The organism is Pseudomonas sp. URMO17WK12:I9 (assembly GCF_900230165.1).
In the GTDB taxonomy this organism is placed as follows: domain Bacteria; phylum Pseudomonadota; class Gammaproteobacteria; order Pseudomonadales; family Pseudomonadaceae; genus Aquipseudomonas; species Aquipseudomonas fulva.
This window is the reverse complement of sequence record NZ_OCMQ01000011.1, coordinates 57,355-71,413: the sequence shown is the minus strand read 5'-3', so window position 1 is coordinate 71,413 and position 14,059 is coordinate 57,355. Positions and strand designations below refer to the sequence as shown.

Annotated in this window: 12 protein-coding genes; 3 read left to right on the top strand and 9 right to left on the bottom strand. The window is 63.6% G+C overall.

The annotated features are described in order from the left end of the window. Positions 1–60 precede the first annotated feature (60 nt). A complete protein-coding gene (gene leuS / locus CRP40_RS18715; RefSeq protein ID WP_027915250.1) occupies positions 61–2,667 on the bottom strand; it encodes a leucine--tRNA ligase in 2,607 nt (868 codons plus the stop codon). A gap of 224 nt (positions 2,668–2,891) precedes the next feature. Here leuS and CRP40_RS18710 point away from each other — a divergent pair, with 224 nt between their 5' ends. Both CRP40_RS18710 and CRP40_RS18705 read left to right on the top strand, forming a co-directional pair. Beyond that, on the top strand, positions 2,892–3,206 hold the full coding sequence (locus CRP40_RS18710; RefSeq protein WP_027915249.1) for a hypothetical protein: 315 nt from the start codon (positions 2,892–2,894) through the stop codon (positions 3,204–3,206). A 114-nt stretch (positions 3,207–3,320) separates the two neighbouring features. Next, the gene (locus CRP40_RS18705; RefSeq protein ID WP_027915248.1) at positions 3,321–4,082 is read left to right on the top strand and encodes a YdcF family protein; all 762 of its coding nucleotides are present in this window, start codon (positions 3,321–3,323) and stop codon (positions 4,080–4,082) included. 47 nt (positions 4,083–4,129) lie between these two features. Here CRP40_RS18705 and lnt read toward each other — a convergent pair whose 3' ends face one another. The 8 genes from lnt to CRP40_RS18665 all read right to left on the bottom strand — a co-directional run bounded on the left by lnt (position 4,130) and on the right by CRP40_RS18665 (position 11,777). Beyond that, the gene (lnt, locus tag CRP40_RS18700; protein WP_027915247.1) at positions 4,130–5,647 is read right to left on the bottom strand and encodes an apolipoprotein N-acyltransferase; all 1,518 of its coding nucleotides are present in this window, start codon (positions 5,645–5,647) and stop codon (positions 4,130–4,132) included. An 8-nt stretch (positions 5,648–5,655) separates the two neighbouring features. Then, complete coding sequence (locus tag CRP40_RS18695) at positions 5,656–6,495, bottom strand: HlyC/CorC family transporter (RefSeq protein ID WP_023534628.1); 840 nt, start codon at positions 6,493–6,495, stop codon at positions 5,656–5,658. 25 nt (positions 6,496–6,520) lie between these two features. Next, positions 6,521–6,994 carry an rRNA maturation RNase YbeY gene (gene ybeY, locus CRP40_RS18690; RefSeq protein ID WP_027915246.1) on the bottom strand — a complete coding sequence of 158 codons (474 nt, stop codon included), beginning with the start codon at positions 6,992–6,994 and terminating at the stop codon, positions 6,521–6,523. Next, positions 6,987–7,985, bottom strand: a complete 999-nt coding sequence (locus CRP40_RS18685; RefSeq protein WP_027915245.1) for a PhoH family protein — start codon at positions 7,983–7,985, stop codon at positions 6,987–6,989. Before CRP40_RS18685 ends, ybeY begins: the two co-directional genes overlap by 8 nt. Positions 7,986–8,243: 258 nt before the next feature. Continuing rightward, the gene (locus CRP40_RS18680) at positions 8,244–8,789 is read right to left on the bottom strand and encodes a tetratricopeptide repeat protein (RefSeq protein ID WP_027915244.1); all 546 of its coding nucleotides are present in this window, start codon (positions 8,787–8,789) and stop codon (positions 8,244–8,246) included. A 254-nt stretch (positions 8,790–9,043) separates the two neighbouring features. Beyond that, complete coding sequence (hemL, locus tag CRP40_RS18675; RefSeq protein WP_027915243.1) at positions 9,044–10,327, bottom strand: glutamate-1-semialdehyde 2,1-aminomutase; 1,284 nt, start codon at positions 10,325–10,327, stop codon at positions 9,044–9,046. Between the two features lie 16 nt (positions 10,328–10,343). Next, positions 10,344–10,967, bottom strand: coding sequence for a thiamine phosphate synthase (gene thiE, locus CRP40_RS18670; RefSeq protein WP_027915242.1), 624 nt, complete (start codon positions 10,965–10,967; stop codon positions 10,344–10,346). A gap of 12 nt (positions 10,968–10,979) precedes the next feature. Beyond that, complete coding sequence (locus CRP40_RS18665; protein WP_027915241.1) at positions 10,980–11,777, bottom strand: hydroxymethylpyrimidine/phosphomethylpyrimidine kinase; 798 nt, start codon at positions 11,775–11,777, stop codon at positions 10,980–10,982. A gap of 262 nt (positions 11,778–12,039) precedes the next feature. On the opposite strand from CRP40_RS18665, the gene CRP40_RS18660 reads away from it, so the two are divergent. Further along, a complete protein-coding gene (locus CRP40_RS18660; protein ID WP_027915240.1) occupies positions 12,040–14,025 on the top strand; it encodes a hybrid sensor histidine kinase/response regulator in 1,986 nt (661 codons plus the stop codon). The last annotated feature ends 34 nt before the right edge of the window (positions 14,026–14,059 follow it).

Genomic DNA, 14,059 nt, shown 5'->3' with positions numbered 1-14,059 from the left:
TTGTTGCTCCCTCGTGAGCCTGTTCCGCCCGTGCGCAGAGCCTGCGAACGGGCGTTGCCATCAGTTGGCGACGATATTGACCAGTTTGCCCGGCACCACGATGACCTTGCGGATGGCCAGGCCATCGATGAAGCGCAGGACATTCTCGTTGCTGCGCGCGGCGGCTTCGACTTCTTCACGGCTGGCTGCGGCCGGCATCTCGATCTGGCCACGCAGCTTGCCATTGACTTGCACCACCAGGGTCACGGTGTCCTGTACCAGCGCAGTTTCATCCACTGCAGGCCAGGCGGCATCGATGACGGCCTGGTCATGGCCCAGTTGCTTCCACAGCTCGTGGGAGATGTGCGGCGTGATCGGAGCCAGCAGCAGGGTGACGGCTTCGAGGCCTTCGTGCAGCAGGGCACGGTCTTGCGCGGTGGCCTGCGGCGCTTTTTCCAGCACGTTCATCACGGTCATCACCTGGGCGATGGCGGTGTTGAACTTGTGGTACTGGCCTACATCGGTGCTGGCTTGCTTGATGGCGGCGTGGATGGCGCGGCGGATCACTTTCTGCGCGTCATTCAGGGTCGCAACCTCCAGCTTGCCAGGCAGGCCTTGGGCGACATGAGCCTGGGCCAGGCGCCAGACGCGGCGCAGGAAGCGGCTGGCGCCCTCTACGCCGGAGTCGGACCACTCCAGGCTCATGTCGGGCGGCGAGGCGAACATCATGAACAGGCGGCAGGTATCGGCGCCGTACTGCTCGATCATCGACTGGGGATCGACGCCGTTGTTCTTGGACTTGGACATCTTCTCGGTGCCGCCGATTTCAACCGGCAGGCCATCGGTCTTCAGGCGTGCGCCGACGATCTTGGCCTTGGCGTCGCGCTCGACTTCGACATCGGCGGGGTTGAACCAGTCCTTGCCGCCGTTGCTGGCGACCCGGTAGTAGGTTTCGGCCACGACCATGCCCTGGGTCAGCAGGTTCTTGAACGGTTCGTTCGAAGTGACCAGGCCTTCGTCACGCATCAGCTTGTGGAAGAAACGCGCATACAGCAGGTGCAGGATGGCGTGTTCGATGCCGCCGATGTACTGGTCGACCGGCAGCCAGTGGTTGGCCGCTTTGGGGTCTACCATGCCGCCTTCGTAGTTGGGCGAGGCATAGCGCGCGAAGTACCACGAGGACTCGACGAAGGTGTCCATCGTGTCGGTTTCGCGTTTGGCCGCAGTGCCGCACTTGGGGCAGCTGCATTCGTAGAATTCGGGCATGCGTGCCAGCGGCGAGCCTGCACCGTCCGGCACCACGTTTTCAGGCAGGGTAACCGGCAATTGGTCTTCCGGCACCGGCACATCGCCGCAGGACGGGCAGTGGATGATCGGAATCGGGCAGCCCCAGTAACGCTGACGGCTGATGCCCCAGTCGCGCAGGCGGAACTGGGTGCGGGACTTGCCCAGGTCTTTGCGCACCAGCGCCGCTTCGATGGCGTCGAAGGCGCCGGCGAAATCCAGGCCGTCGAACTCGCCGGAGTTGATCAGCTGGCCATGCTCGCCATAGGCGGCCTGCCACTCTGCGCCCACTTCGTCACCTGCACTGGTACGCACCACGGCCTTGATCGGCAGGTCGTACTTGCGGGCGAACTCGAAATCGCGTTCGTCGTGGGCTGGCACGGCCATGACGGCACCGTCGCCGTAGTGCATCAGCACGTAGTTGGCGACCCAGACCGGCAGTTTCTCACCGGTGAGCGGGTGCTCGACCAGCAAGGACGTGGCCATGCCTTTCTTTTCCTGGGTGGCCATGTCCGCTTCGGCCACGCTGCCGCCCTTGCACTCGTCGATGAAGGCCTGCAGCGGCGGGTTGCCCTGGGCCGCCTGGGTGGCCAGCGGGTGCTCGGCGGCGACCGCCACGTAGGTGGCGCCCATCAACGTGTCCGGGCGAGTGGTGAAGACCTTCAGCGTGCCGGTGTGGCCAATGCTGGCCTGATCGTACGGGAACTGCACTTCCATGCCGCGGGACTTGCCGATCCAGTTGCGCTGCATGGTCTTGACCTGTTCAGGCCAGCCCGGCAGCTCGTCGAGGCTTTCCAGCAGCTCATCGGCATAGTCGGTGATGCGGAAGTAGTACATCGGGATTTCGCGCTTTTCAATCAGCGCGCCGGAGCGCCAGCCGCGCCCGTCGATGACCTGTTCGTTGGCCAGCACGGTCTGGTCAGCCGGGTCCCAGTTAACGGTGCCGTTCTTGCGATAGATGATGCCCTTCTCGAACAGGCGGGTGAACAGCCACTGCTCCCAACGGTAGTAGTCGGGCTTGCAGGTGGTGACCTCGCGGGCCCAGTCGATGGCAAGGCCCAGGCTCTTGAGCTGGGTCTTCATGTAGTCGATGTTTTCGTAGGTCCACTTGGCCGGGGCGACGTTGTTCTTCATCGCCGCGTTTTCGGCGGGCATGCCGAAGGCGTCCCAGCCCATCGGCTGCAGGACGTTCTTGCCCAGCATGCGCTGGTAGCGGGCAATCACGTCGCCGATGGTGTAGTTGCGCACGTGGCCCATGTGTAGCTTGCCGCTCGGGTACGGGAACATCGACAGGCAGTAGTACGTGTCCTTGCCTGGCTGTTCGGTAACAGCGAACGATTGTTGCTCGTCCCAGAACGTCTGGGCGGCGGCTTCGATATCACGGGGCGTGTATTGTTCGTGCATGGCTACTTTTGGCTGAGAGAGAGGAGACCTTTCCAGGCAGCGAACCTCGCTGCGTCCGGCACTCCGGTGTCATCGGGAGTGAACGCCGTAGCATACAGCAGCGCCGCGCATCGTGGGAAACGTTCGTTGCGAATGGCCGCTGGTCGCAGCGCCGGGCTGCTTTTCGCAACGACGCTAAGCTCTGGGGTGGGGGAGATAATCGTTATCTTCAATGAGGTGAACGAATGGGAGAGTCGCAGCTACCCGCAGTAAAACCAGAACTCTATGAGCGCCTGATCGATAGGCTGGGCCTTGCCCTGGATACGGCCAGAACGTCCATGCGGCTTCGGGACGAGGCGCTGACCGAGTTGGAATTGCGTGGCTTGAGCCGCGCTGAGTTCGATGTGATCAAGGCGTATCTGGATACTTTCCAGAAGCGCGCTAACGAGGCGGCATGCCCTAGGCCGCAGGCTGAGCCTACGTCGGCCAGGATCATCTGGCTCAAGGACATCAAGCGCACCGTGCGCACGCCACGCACACGCAAGGCCTCCCGCCGCTAGGGGTTGCGCGGCGCATGTCCAGGGTTTGCACATTTATCCGACCTTGATCGACGCCGGCCATGTTGTTGGCCGGCGCCGATGCTTTTAGTCTGCACACCTTCGAAGGAGGTGTGCATGCCCATCCGCTATTTCATCAAGCAATGGTTGTTACCCCCCGGTGTGCTGTTTCTGCTGCTGCTTGCAGCCTGGTGGCTGCGCAGGCGTCGCCCCCGGCTGGCCGCTGTGTGCTTTGTGGCAGGGCTGGGCGGGCTGTGGATGACCAGCTTGCCCGTGGCCGTGCAGTGCCTGGCAGAAGCGCTGGAAACCGAGCCTGCGTTAGCCGGGCAGGACTGGGCTGGCCTCAAGCGTCGGGCCGATGCCATCGTCGTACTGGGCGCAGGGCGTGAACGGGGCGACCCTGCCTGGGCGGGTGTCGACCAGCCGACGCCCACGGCCCTGGAACGGCTGCGCCTTGCCGCTCGCCTGGCCAAGGCGTCCGGGCTACCGGTGCTGACCAGCGGCGGGCTGCACTACGGCACACCGCCCAGCGAGGCGCAGCTGATGGCTGACAGCCTGCATGAGGACTTCGACGTTGAGGTGACGTGGTTGGAGCAGGCCAGCCGCACCACTTGGGAAAATGCCCAGTACTCGGCGAGCGTGCTTCAGCCGTTGGGGATACGCCGCGTCGTGGTAGTGACCCAGGCCTGGCACATGCAGCGCTCGCGCTGGAGCTTCGAGCAGGCAGGTTTCGAGGTGATACCCGCGCCGGTCGGTTTCCTCGGCCGTGATCCCGCGCGGCCATTCGGAGGTTGGCTGCCGGAAAGCCGGGCGATGTGGCAGAGCGGGCAGTTGCTCAACGAGGTGGCAGGGCTGGTGGGGTATCGGTTGTTCTACTGAAGGGGGGCTGCGAAGCAGCCCCTTGCAACGTCAACTGCAAGGCCGCATCACACGGCCCTGGCCACGCGCCCGGCCATCAACGCCCAGGCCAGCAGCAACCCACACAGGATCGCAAGCGGCCACGAACGCCATTGCAGATAAGGCGTCAGCTGCTGCATCGGCACGACCTCGCCGTACATCACCGCCTGCTGGAACTGAGGTACCTGGGTCGTGATGCGCCCGAACGGGTCGATCAAGGCCGTCACGCCATTGTTGGTGGCGCGGATCATCCAGCGGCCGGCTTCAAGCGCACGCATCTGAGCCATCTGCAAGTGCTGCAGCGGGCCTATGGAAGTGCCGAACCAGGTATCGTTGCTGATGGTCAGCAGCAAGTCGCTGCGTGCTGCCAGGCCGGCGGCAAACTCGGGGTAGACCACCTCGTAGCAGATGTAAGGCGCGATCTGATAACCCTTGGCCTGGAGCAGCGGTTGGTCCTCAGGGCCCCGGGCGAAATCCGACATGGGCAGGTTGAAGAACTCGATCAGCCCTCGCAGCATGTCTTGCAGCGGGACATATTCGCCAAAGGGCACCAGCTTCTGCTTGAGGTAGGTGCCGTCCCCTTCGCCCGTGACGGTGATGCCGTTGAAGTAACGACGCTGACGGTGCACCACCTCGCGAACCGGCACGCCAGTGATCAGGGCTGAATGCCGCTCTGCGGCGAAGCGGCCCATGACGTCGATGTAGCCTTGGGCCTGGTCCTTGAGCACAGGTACCGCGGTTTCCGGCCAGATCAGCAAGTCGGCAGGCTTTGAACTGAAACTCAGGTCGCGGTACAGGGCCAGCTGGGCGTCGATATGCGCCGGGTCCCACTTCACGTCCTGTTCGACGTTGCCCTGAATGGCAGCGACCTTGAGCGGCTCGCCTGCGGGGGTGGTCCAGGCATGCCCTTTGAGCGCCAACCCCACTGCCCAGGGGGTGAGCAGCAGCACGCAGGCGATGGCAAGAAAGCCCGGGCGGGCACGCAAACGGTTGAGGTTGCACAGCAGCGCAGCCGTCAGGGCCAACGCAAACGACACCAGCCACACCCCACCCAGAGGCGCCAGGCCGGCCAGCGGGCCGTCCAGTTGGCTGTAGCCTGCGTACAACCAAGGGAAGCCGGTGAGGAACCAGCCGCGGAACGCCTCTTGCGCCACCCACAGGGCAGCAAAGCCCAGCGCATCGGCCAGGGGCGCCTCGCTGCGCCGCAACCAGCGCGCCCACAACCAGGTGGGCAGCGCGAAGAACCAGGCCAGGGCCGCAAAGAACGCGACCAGCAGCGCAATGGCCAACAGCGGCGAGGCGCCGCCGTAGTTGGTCATGCTGACGTAGATCCACCAGGTGCCGGCGCCGTAAAGGCCAAAGCCGAACCACCAGCCACGCCACAGGGCCTGGCGCGGGCCAAGCTCGCGCAGGCCCAGGTAGAGCATGGCGATGGACAGCAGCGCCAGTGGCCACAGATCGAATGGCGCCAGGGCCAGGAGGGTAGAAGCGCCGGCCGCCAAGGCCAGCAGGTTACCGGGCCAGCCGGGGCGGGTGATCCAGCGCATGTCGTTCCTTAACGGTTGATCGGGGTCAGGCGCAGCAGGTGTATCCGGCGGCTGTCGGCGTTGAGCACGCGGAACTTGTACGCACCGATTTCGGTGGTTTCGTTGCGCTTGGGCAAATGGCCGAACGCACTCATCACCAAACCGCCGACGGTGTCGAACTCATCGTCGGAGAACGCGCTGTCGAAGGACTCGTTGAAGTGCTCGATCGGCGTCAGTGCCTTGACCAGGAAGTCGCCGTTAGGCAGCGGCTTGATATAGCTGTCCTCTTCGACGTCATGTTCATCTTCGATATCGCCGACGATCTGTTCGAGCACATCCTCGATGGTCACCAGGCCAGCCACGCCGCCGTATTCATCGATGACGATGGCCATGTGGTTGTGGTTGGCGCGAAACTCGCGCAGCAGCACGTTCAGGCGCTTGGACTCGGGCACGAACGTGGCCGGGCGCAGCAGCGTCTTGATGTCGAAGTTGTCGCCGTTCTCCTTGAGAATCAGCGGCAGCAGGTCCTTGGCGAGCAGGACACCGAGCACATCGTCATGGCTTTCGCCGATTACCGGGTAGCGCGAGTGCGCTGCGTCGATCACCGCCGGCAGGAACTCGCGTGGTGACTGGCCGGCCTTGATGCTGTTCATCTGCGAGCGTGGCACCATGATGTCACGCACCTGAAGGTCCGCCACCTGGATGGCCCCTTCGACGATGGTCAGCGCCTCGCTGTCGAGCAGCTTGTTCTGATGTGCTTCGCGCAGCAGCTCCAGGAGCTCCTGGCGGTTTTTCGGCTCATGGGCAAAAGCCTGGGTCAGTTTACCCAGCCAGGACTTCTGCCCGTTGCTCGATCGATCTTCGCTCATGGCGGTTCTCGTGATCCTTGGTCTATCAGTGTGGGGTTGATTCGGTTTCGTCATCGGCGTATGGGTCCGGGTGACCCAGTTGCGCCAGCAATTCTCGTTCCAGGCTTTCCATTTCCTCGGCTTCCTCATCCTCGATGTGGTCGTAGCCAAGCAGATGCAGGCAGCCGTGAATGACCAGGTGTGCCCAGTGCGCCTCCAGCGACTTGCCTTGCTCGGCCGCCTCGCGTTCAACCACCGCGACGCAGATCACCAGGTCGCCCAGCAAGGGAATATCGAGCAGCTCATCTGGCACGTCGGCCGGGAAGGACAACACGTTGGTCGCGTAGTCCTTGTGCCGATACGTGTGATTGAGCTCGCGTGCTTCCGCTTCGTCGACAAGACGAATGGTCATCTCCGAGTCGGCCTTGCGTTGCTGCAAGGCCAGCTCGCACCAGCGGCGAAAGTCGGCATCAATCGGGGCGAGCGCCTGGGTCGCCCGTTGTATGTCCAGTTCAAGCATTTTTGCCGGGTGCCTCGGGGGTGGCTTGGCGGGCTTCGAAGCGGTCATAGGCCTCGACGATACGCTGCACCAAGGGGTGACGTACCACGTCCTTGGGCTGGAAGTGGGTGAAACTGATACCCGGCACGTCCCGTAGCACCTCGATCACATGCGCCAGACCCGACTTGGTGCCCCGGGGCAGGTCGACCTGGGTGATGTCGCCGGTGATCACCGCCGTGGAGCCAAAGCCGATGCGGGTGAGGAACATCTTCATCTGCTCGAGCGTGGTGTTCTGGCTTTCGTCGAGAATGATGAAGCTGTTGTTCAGGGTGCGACCGCGCATGTAGGCAAGCGGCGCAATTTCGATGACCTGGCGTTCGATCAGTTTGGCCACGTGCTCGAAACCCAGCATTTCATAAAGGGCGTCGTAAAGCGGGCGCAGATAAGGGTCGATCTTCTGAGCAAGGTCGCCCGGCAGGAACCCGAGCTTCTCGCCAGCTTCAACGGCCGGGCGCACCAGCAGGATACGGCGAACCTGTTCACGTTCCAGCGCGTCGACGGCACAGGCCACGGCCAGGTATGTCTTGCCGGTACCGGCCGGGCCGATGCCGAAGTTGATGTCGTTGGCCAGGATCTCCTTGACGTAGCGCTGCTGGTTGGCGCCCCGTGGTCGGATATTGCCCTTGCGCGTGCGCAGCGAGACGCTGACCTCGTTTACCGCCGGGTTGTCGATGTGCTCGACGGCCGATTCCTGAAGGTACAGGTGCACGGTTTCCGGCGACAGCTCGGTGGCCTGGGTCTCACGGTAGAGACGGCGCAGCAGTTGCTCGGCAGCATGGGTGGTCTTGGATTCGCCGATCAGTTCGAACTGATTGCCGCGGTTGCGGATCTCGATGGCCAGGCGCTGTTCGATCAAGCGCAGGTGCTCGTCGAATTGGCCACACAAGTTGGCGAAACGGTGGGCCTCGATAGGTTCGAGGATGAAACGATGGGGTTCGATGGGTGCGTTCAAGGTCGTTTATAGCCGCCCGACGGCAATGAGTGTGAACTCAAGAATAACCCTTGAATGGCAGTGGCGAAAGTCCTGATGGGTTCAACGGCGTTATGCCCAGCAAAGCCCAGGCTCTGCGTGAAAAGCCTTGATACTCGGTGATTGAAAACAGCCTGGAGCGCCAGCCCGGTCGGAATGCTCATTTACAACCCGTAAACTCCGCTTCCTCGGCCGTTTTCGCCTTGCCTGACCTTCGTCTCAAGACTTTTCACACAGAGCCTAGGGCAGCGGGGAGAACGGCGAGCGTCCCTCGGCGTTCTGCAGCTCCAGCAGGTACTTGCGGAAGATCTGGCCGAGCACCTGCGTCGCATGCTCCAGGTCGTCCCTGGGCATCTGCTCTGTCACTTCATCTGCCATGTCCAGAGCATCTTCAGCGCCGTTGACTGCCGCCATCTTCAAGAGAATGTAGGCCTGCACGTTGTTGGCCTTGACCCCTTCGCCGCGGAAAAACATCGACCCTAGGCGGTACTGGGCCTCGGCGTGGCCTTGCAGGGACGCTTTCTGGTACCAGTCCAGTGCCTTGTTGAGGTTCTTTGGCGCTTGCGCATAGAAGTACTCGCCCAGCTCGAACTGTGCCTGGGCATCGCCGGCATCGGCCACCTGTTCACAGCTCTTGAGTGCGCTTGCCAGGTCCTGCGGCTGCACGTTCAAGGTGCAGCGACCCGTCGTCGGGATGAGCAACGAGTTACCGCCCTCCGCCAGGGCCAGCAGGGGCTGGAGAAGCAACAGGCAGCCCAGGGTGAGGGCGCGGCCGGTGCGGTTCATGGGGATCGACTTACCTCTGCAAAGCTGCGGCCAATGTCTCTGGTGGCACATTATGGGATAAGCAGCGCCAACCTTACAAAGTTTTACTCGAATTTATGTCGGCGTGGCGAAACAGGCTGATGGCAAGAGTCCTTCGTTACCCGTATGGCCTCATCGAACGTGCGCCCGTTCACACGGCGTACGCCCCTGGCGATGGCCGGTACAACCACCGTGATAGCGGGTTCTACCGGCGATCACGGTGGGTAAGCGCCGGGTTACTTCAGGGCTGCGAAGGCCTTTTCAGCGGCATCCAGGGTGATCTGCAGCTCGTTGTCGCCATGAGCGATCGAGGTGAAGCCAGCTTCGAACGCGCTCGGCGCCAGGTACACGCCACCGTCGAGCATCAGGTGGAAGAACTGCTTGAAGCGACTGGCGTCACTGGCCATTACGTCATCGAAGGTGACGATGTCGTCGGCCCCGCTGAAGTACAGGCCGAACATACCGCCAGCCTGCGTGGTCACGAACGGCACGCCGGCAGCGTCGGCGCGCTGTTGCAGGCCGTCGAGCATGCGGCTGGTGTAGTCTGTCAGCTCGGCGTGGAAGCCTGGACGACTGATCAGCTTGAGCGTGGTCAGGCCGGCGGCCATGGCCAGCGGGTTGCCCGACAGCGTACCCGCCTGGTAGACCGGACCCAGCGGGGCGATGCAGCCCATGATTTCGCGCTTGCCGCCAAAGCAGCCGACCGGCATGCCGCCGCCGACGATCTTGCCGAAGGTGGACAAGTCGGGGGTGATGCCGTAGTGCGCCTGCGCGCCGCCCAGCGAAACCCGGAAACCGGTCATCACCTCATCGAAGATCAACACCACGCCATGCTTGTCGCACTGCTCGCGCAGGCCTTCGAGGAAGCCCGGCGCCGGCGGTACGCAGTTCATGTTGCCGGCAACCGGCTCGACGATGATGCAGGCCACGGTCTGGCCCACCTCAGCCAGCGTCTTCTCGACGGCGGCGATGTCGTTGAAGGGCAGGGTCAGGGTGTGCTTGGCGAAGTCGGCCGGCACGCCGGCCGAGCTGGGCACGCCTTGGGTCAGCAGGCCGGAGCCGGCCTTGACCAACAGGCTGTCGGAGTGGCCGTGGTAGCAGCCCTCGAACTTGATGATCGCGTCACGGCCGGTGTAGCCACGGGCCAGGCGGATGGCGCTCATGGTCGCCTCGGTACCCGAGCTGACCATGCGCACCATTTCCATGGAAGGCACCAGCGAGCACACCAGGTCTGCCATTTCGGTTTCCATGGCGGTCGGGGCGCCATAGGACAGCCCGTGTTCCAGCTGGCGACGTACCGAGTCCAGCACGTCAGGGTGGCCATGGCCCAGGATCATCGGGCCCCAGGAGCCCACGTAGTCGACGTAGCGCTTGTCATCTTCGTCGACGACGTAGGCCCCCTCGGCATGCTTGAAGAACAAAGGCGTGCCGCCCACGCTCTTGAACGCGCGCACGGGCGAGTTGACACCACCGGGGATGTGCTTCTGGGCTTGGGCGAAAAGTGCTTCGGAACGGGACATGGAAAATTCTCTCGAATCAGGATGCGAACAAGGCGTTGAAGGCGCGGGCGCGGCGGGTGACTTCCTGCGCGCTATCGGCACCGAACAAGCCGTGGATCACCGCCAGCAGGTCGGCACCGTGGTGCACCAGTGCAGCGGCATTGTCGAGGGTGACCCCGCCGATGGCGGCGATCGGCAGGTTCACCTGGGCGCGCGCCTGCGCCAGAAGACGGACGTCGGCAGCCGGGGCGCCGGGTTTGGTGCTGGAGGTGAAAAAGCGGCCGAAGGCGACGTAACTGGCGCCTTCGCGGGCTGCCTGGGCGGCCAGGTCCAGGCTGGCATGGCAGGTCGAGCCAATGATCGCCGCGCTGCCCAGCAGGGCGCGTGCAGGGGTCAGCGGCCCGTCGGTTTGCCCCAGGTGGACGCCCACGCCCAGGTGCCTGGCCAGTTCGGCATCGTCGTTGATGATCAGCTGGGTGCCGTAGCGCTCGCACAATTGCTGGAGCGCCTGGGCTTCTCTCAAGCGCCGCGCGGCGTCGTCGCTTTTGTCACGGTACTGCAGAAGGCATACGCCCCCTTCGAGCGCTGCCTCCACATGAGACAGGAATCGGCCGGCCAGCAATTGGCTGTCGGTGATGGCATACAGGCCGCGTAGCGTCATGAGCACCTCGAGTCAGGAGCAGAAATCCAGGGGCAGGCGCCGAGGCACGAACTGGCCTCGTCCCAACTGCTCCGCATCGCGCAGGGTGCGCCAGGTGTAGTCCAGGGCCGTGCGCACGGCGCTTTCCAGGTGCTCGCCCAGGGCCAGTCGACCCGCCAGGGCGCTGGCCAGGGTGCAGCCCGATCCGTGGTAGCTGCCCGGCAGGCGTTGGCAGGTCGAGGTGCTGCGGTGACCGTCGCGGCTGTACAGACGGTTGTGGATTTCCACCTCGTCGCCGTGTCCGCCCGTGATCAGCACGTGCTCGCAGAACTCCAGCAGCCTGGCAGCGCACTCGTCGGCGCTGCCGTCGGGCAGCTCGGCGAGAATGCGGGCTTCGGGCAGGTTCGGCGTGGTGATGGTCGCCAGCGGCAACAGGCGTTCACGCAGGGCGTAGCCTACTTCGTCCTTGCCCAGCCGGCCGCCGCCGCCTGCACGCAGCACCGGGTCGCACACCAACGGCAGGTGCGGGTGTGCAGCCAGCAGCTCGGCCACGGTATCGACCATGTCGATCGAGCCGAGCATGCCCAGCTTGACCGCGGCCACCGTGGAGTCGGTGAGCACGGCATTGGCCTGGGCCAGCACCCACTCACGGTCGAGCACGCGGAAGTCGGAAACATTGACGGTATCCTGCACGGTCAGGGCGGTCACCGCGGGCGCGGCATGACAGCCTTGTGCAAGCAGGGCTTCGATATCTGCCTGCAAGCCGGCGCCGCCACTGGGGTCGTGGCCGGAGAGACAGAGGACAACGGGGCGGGAGGCGTAGGTATTCATGGTCGGCGAGCTTACCACCAAACCTGTTTGTGCGGACCTTGCGCGTGCAGGTCGGTGCGTTTTCCGAAGAACGGTATGCGCGCCTGAATGCCGCTAAGGCCCGTTCCAGAGCGGTCCTGTGGGTTTTGTGCCGCCGCTCGACGCAGCTTGAGGCTGTGCTAGAGTGCGCAGATAAATCGATAAACAGGTTCTGCAGGATTTCGTCGTCTCAAACGGAAAGGGGGCAACCGCGACGCGACCGGACAGGCCTTGCTGGGGCTGTATGCGCTATTTGCTGATTGTGCTCATGGGTTTGCTGCCCACATTCGCCGAAGCGGTGGACATCACCGCGGCCACCCGTCACCTGTCTCTGGGCAAGGTCATGCAGGTTTATGAAGACCCGGACGGCAGCGCCAGCATCACGGATGTCAGTGCGCCCGACTTCGCGCAGCGTTTTCGCCCCCACCCTGAAGACGTCCTCAATGCCGGGTTTTCCACGTCGGTGTTCTGGCTCAAGCTCGAACTGCACCCTGACCCGGCGCCGGGCATGCCACTGCACTGGTTGCTGGAGCTGGCCTACCCACCCCTTGATCACCTCGAACTTTACCTGACAGGCCCGGACGGGCGCTTTCGCTTGGCCCAGCGCACGGGTGATGCGTTGCCTTATTCAAGCCGGGAGATCCGTCAGGACAACTACCTGTTCAACCTGCAATTGCCACCTGGGCAGGTCACCACCGTCTTTGTGCGACTGCACAGCCAGGGTTCGGTGCAGGCGCCGCTGGCCCTCTGGTCGCCCCAGGCTTACCTGGAAGCCCAGGCCACGCGCCTGTACGTGCTGGGGATGATCTACGGGGTACTGTTGGTGATGCTGGTGTACAACCTGTTCCTGTACCTGAGCGTGCGGGACGTCAGCTACCTGTACTACATCCTCTATATTGCCTCCTTCGGCCTTTACCAGGTCTCGGTCAACGGCGCCGGCATCGCTTACCTGTGGCCTGACAGCCCCTGGTGGGCCAATGCCTGCACACCGTTGTTCGTCGGCGCAGCTGCGCTGTTCGGCTCTCAGTTCGCCCGGCATTTTCTGCAGCTTCGCCATAACAGCCGTGGCTTTGACCGGTTGCTGCAGGCGCTGATGCTGGGCGGTGCCGTGGTGATGGTGCTGTCTGTGAGCGTGCCCTATGGCCTCGCCATGCGCCTTGCCACCGCCTTGGCGCTCGTGTTCAGCCTGGGCGTTTTCTGCGCAGGGCTCGACGCCTGGCGGCGCGGCCTGCGCGTGGCGCGCTGGTTCATCATCGCCTGGACCGCGTTTCTGGTCGGGGGGCTGGTCAACACGCTGATGGTGCTGGGCTACCTGCCGAACATGTTCCTGACCATGTATGCCAGCCAATTGGGCGCTGCGCTGGAGGTGGCGTTGCTATCGCTGGCCTTGGCAGACCGAATCAAGACGCTGCGCGACGAGCAGGCCCGCACCCTGCGTGAGACGGGGCAGCAACTGGAAGTGCTCAACCAGCAACTGGCCAACAGCAACCGGCTCAAGGACGAGTTTCTGGCCTGCGTCACCCATGAACTGCGCACCCCGATGAATGGCGTGATCGGGTCCCTGGAGCTGATGCATACCCTGCCGATGGACGCGGAAATGGCCCGCTTCCACCAGACGGCGGTGGGCTCGGCTCAGGGCATGATGCACATGGTCGACGACATCCTGACCTTGTCCGAATTGCAAGCAGGGCGGCTGCGAGCGCAGCCAGCGCCCTTCGACCTTCGGACATTGCTGCAAGGCTTGCGCGCTACGTATGCCGGCCAGGCGCTGGGCAAGGGCCTGTACTTGAGTGTGGACATGCCGGCGGACCTGCCCGACCGGCTGGTGGGGGATGGGCCGAAGCTGGCCCGGTGCCTGGGGTGCCTGGTGGACAACGGCCTGAAATTCACCCACCAGGGCGGTGTGATGATCCAGGTCCGGGGGCAGCACAGGGGCCCTAATCAACTGGCCTTGACGTTTACCGTGAGCGACACGGGTATCGGTTTCGAAGACCTCGACCAGTCGATTCTTTATCAGCGGTTCTTTCAGGTGGATGGCTCCATGACCCGGCGCTATGGCGGGTTGGGCATTGGCCTTGCCATCTGCAGGCAGATGAGCGAATTGCTGGGGGCACGGCTATCGCATCAATCGGCGCCTGGCGTGGGCAGTCGGTTCGAGATGAGTCTGGAATTGGCGATTTCGCAGGGGCAGGTGGCTGTGCAGGGGCATGCGGGGCGGCGTTGGCGGTAAGCATCGGTAGGTTAGGACGATGTGCTGTTAGCTA

Excerpts from the sequence above, each read along its gene's own strand:
- hemL (WP_027915243.1), bottom strand. The coding sequence starts at position 10,327 with ATGTCCCGTTCCGAAGCACTTTTCGCCCAAGCCCAGAAGCACATCCCC.
- CRP40_RS18695 (WP_023534628.1), bottom strand. The coding sequence starts at position 6,495 with ATGAGCGAAGATCGATCGAGCAACGGGCAGAAGTCCTGGCTGGGTAAA.
- CRP40_RS18705 (WP_027915248.1), top strand. The coding sequence starts at position 3,321 with ATGCCCATCCGCTATTTCATCAAGCAATGGTTGTTACCCCCCGGTGTG.
- CRP40_RS18680 (WP_027915244.1), bottom strand. The coding sequence starts at position 8,789 with ATGAACCGCACCGGCCGCGCCCTCACCCTGGGCTGCCTGTTGCTTCTC.
- CRP40_RS18665 (WP_027915241.1), bottom strand. The coding sequence starts at position 11,777 with ATGAATACCTACGCCTCCCGCCCCGTTGTCCTCTGTCTCTCCGGCCAC.
- thiE (WP_027915242.1), bottom strand. The coding sequence starts at position 10,967 with ATGACGCTACGCGGCCTGTATGCCATCACCGACAGCCAATTGCTGGCC.
- leuS (WP_027915250.1), bottom strand. The coding sequence starts at position 2,667 with ATGCACGAACAATACACGCCCCGTGATATCGAAGCCGCCGCCCAGACG.
- ybeY (WP_027915246.1), bottom strand. The coding sequence starts at position 6,994 with ATGCTTGAACTGGACATACAACGGGCGACCCAGGCGCTCGCCCCGATT.
- CRP40_RS18660 (WP_027915240.1), top strand. The coding sequence starts at position 12,040 with ATGCGCTATTTGCTGATTGTGCTCATGGGTTTGCTGCCCACATTCGCC.
- CRP40_RS18710 (WP_027915249.1), top strand. The coding sequence starts at position 2,892 with ATGGGAGAGTCGCAGCTACCCGCAGTAAAACCAGAACTCTATGAGCGC.
- lnt (WP_027915247.1), bottom strand. The coding sequence starts at position 5,647 with ATGCGCTGGATCACCCGCCCCGGCTGGCCCGGTAACCTGCTGGCCTTG.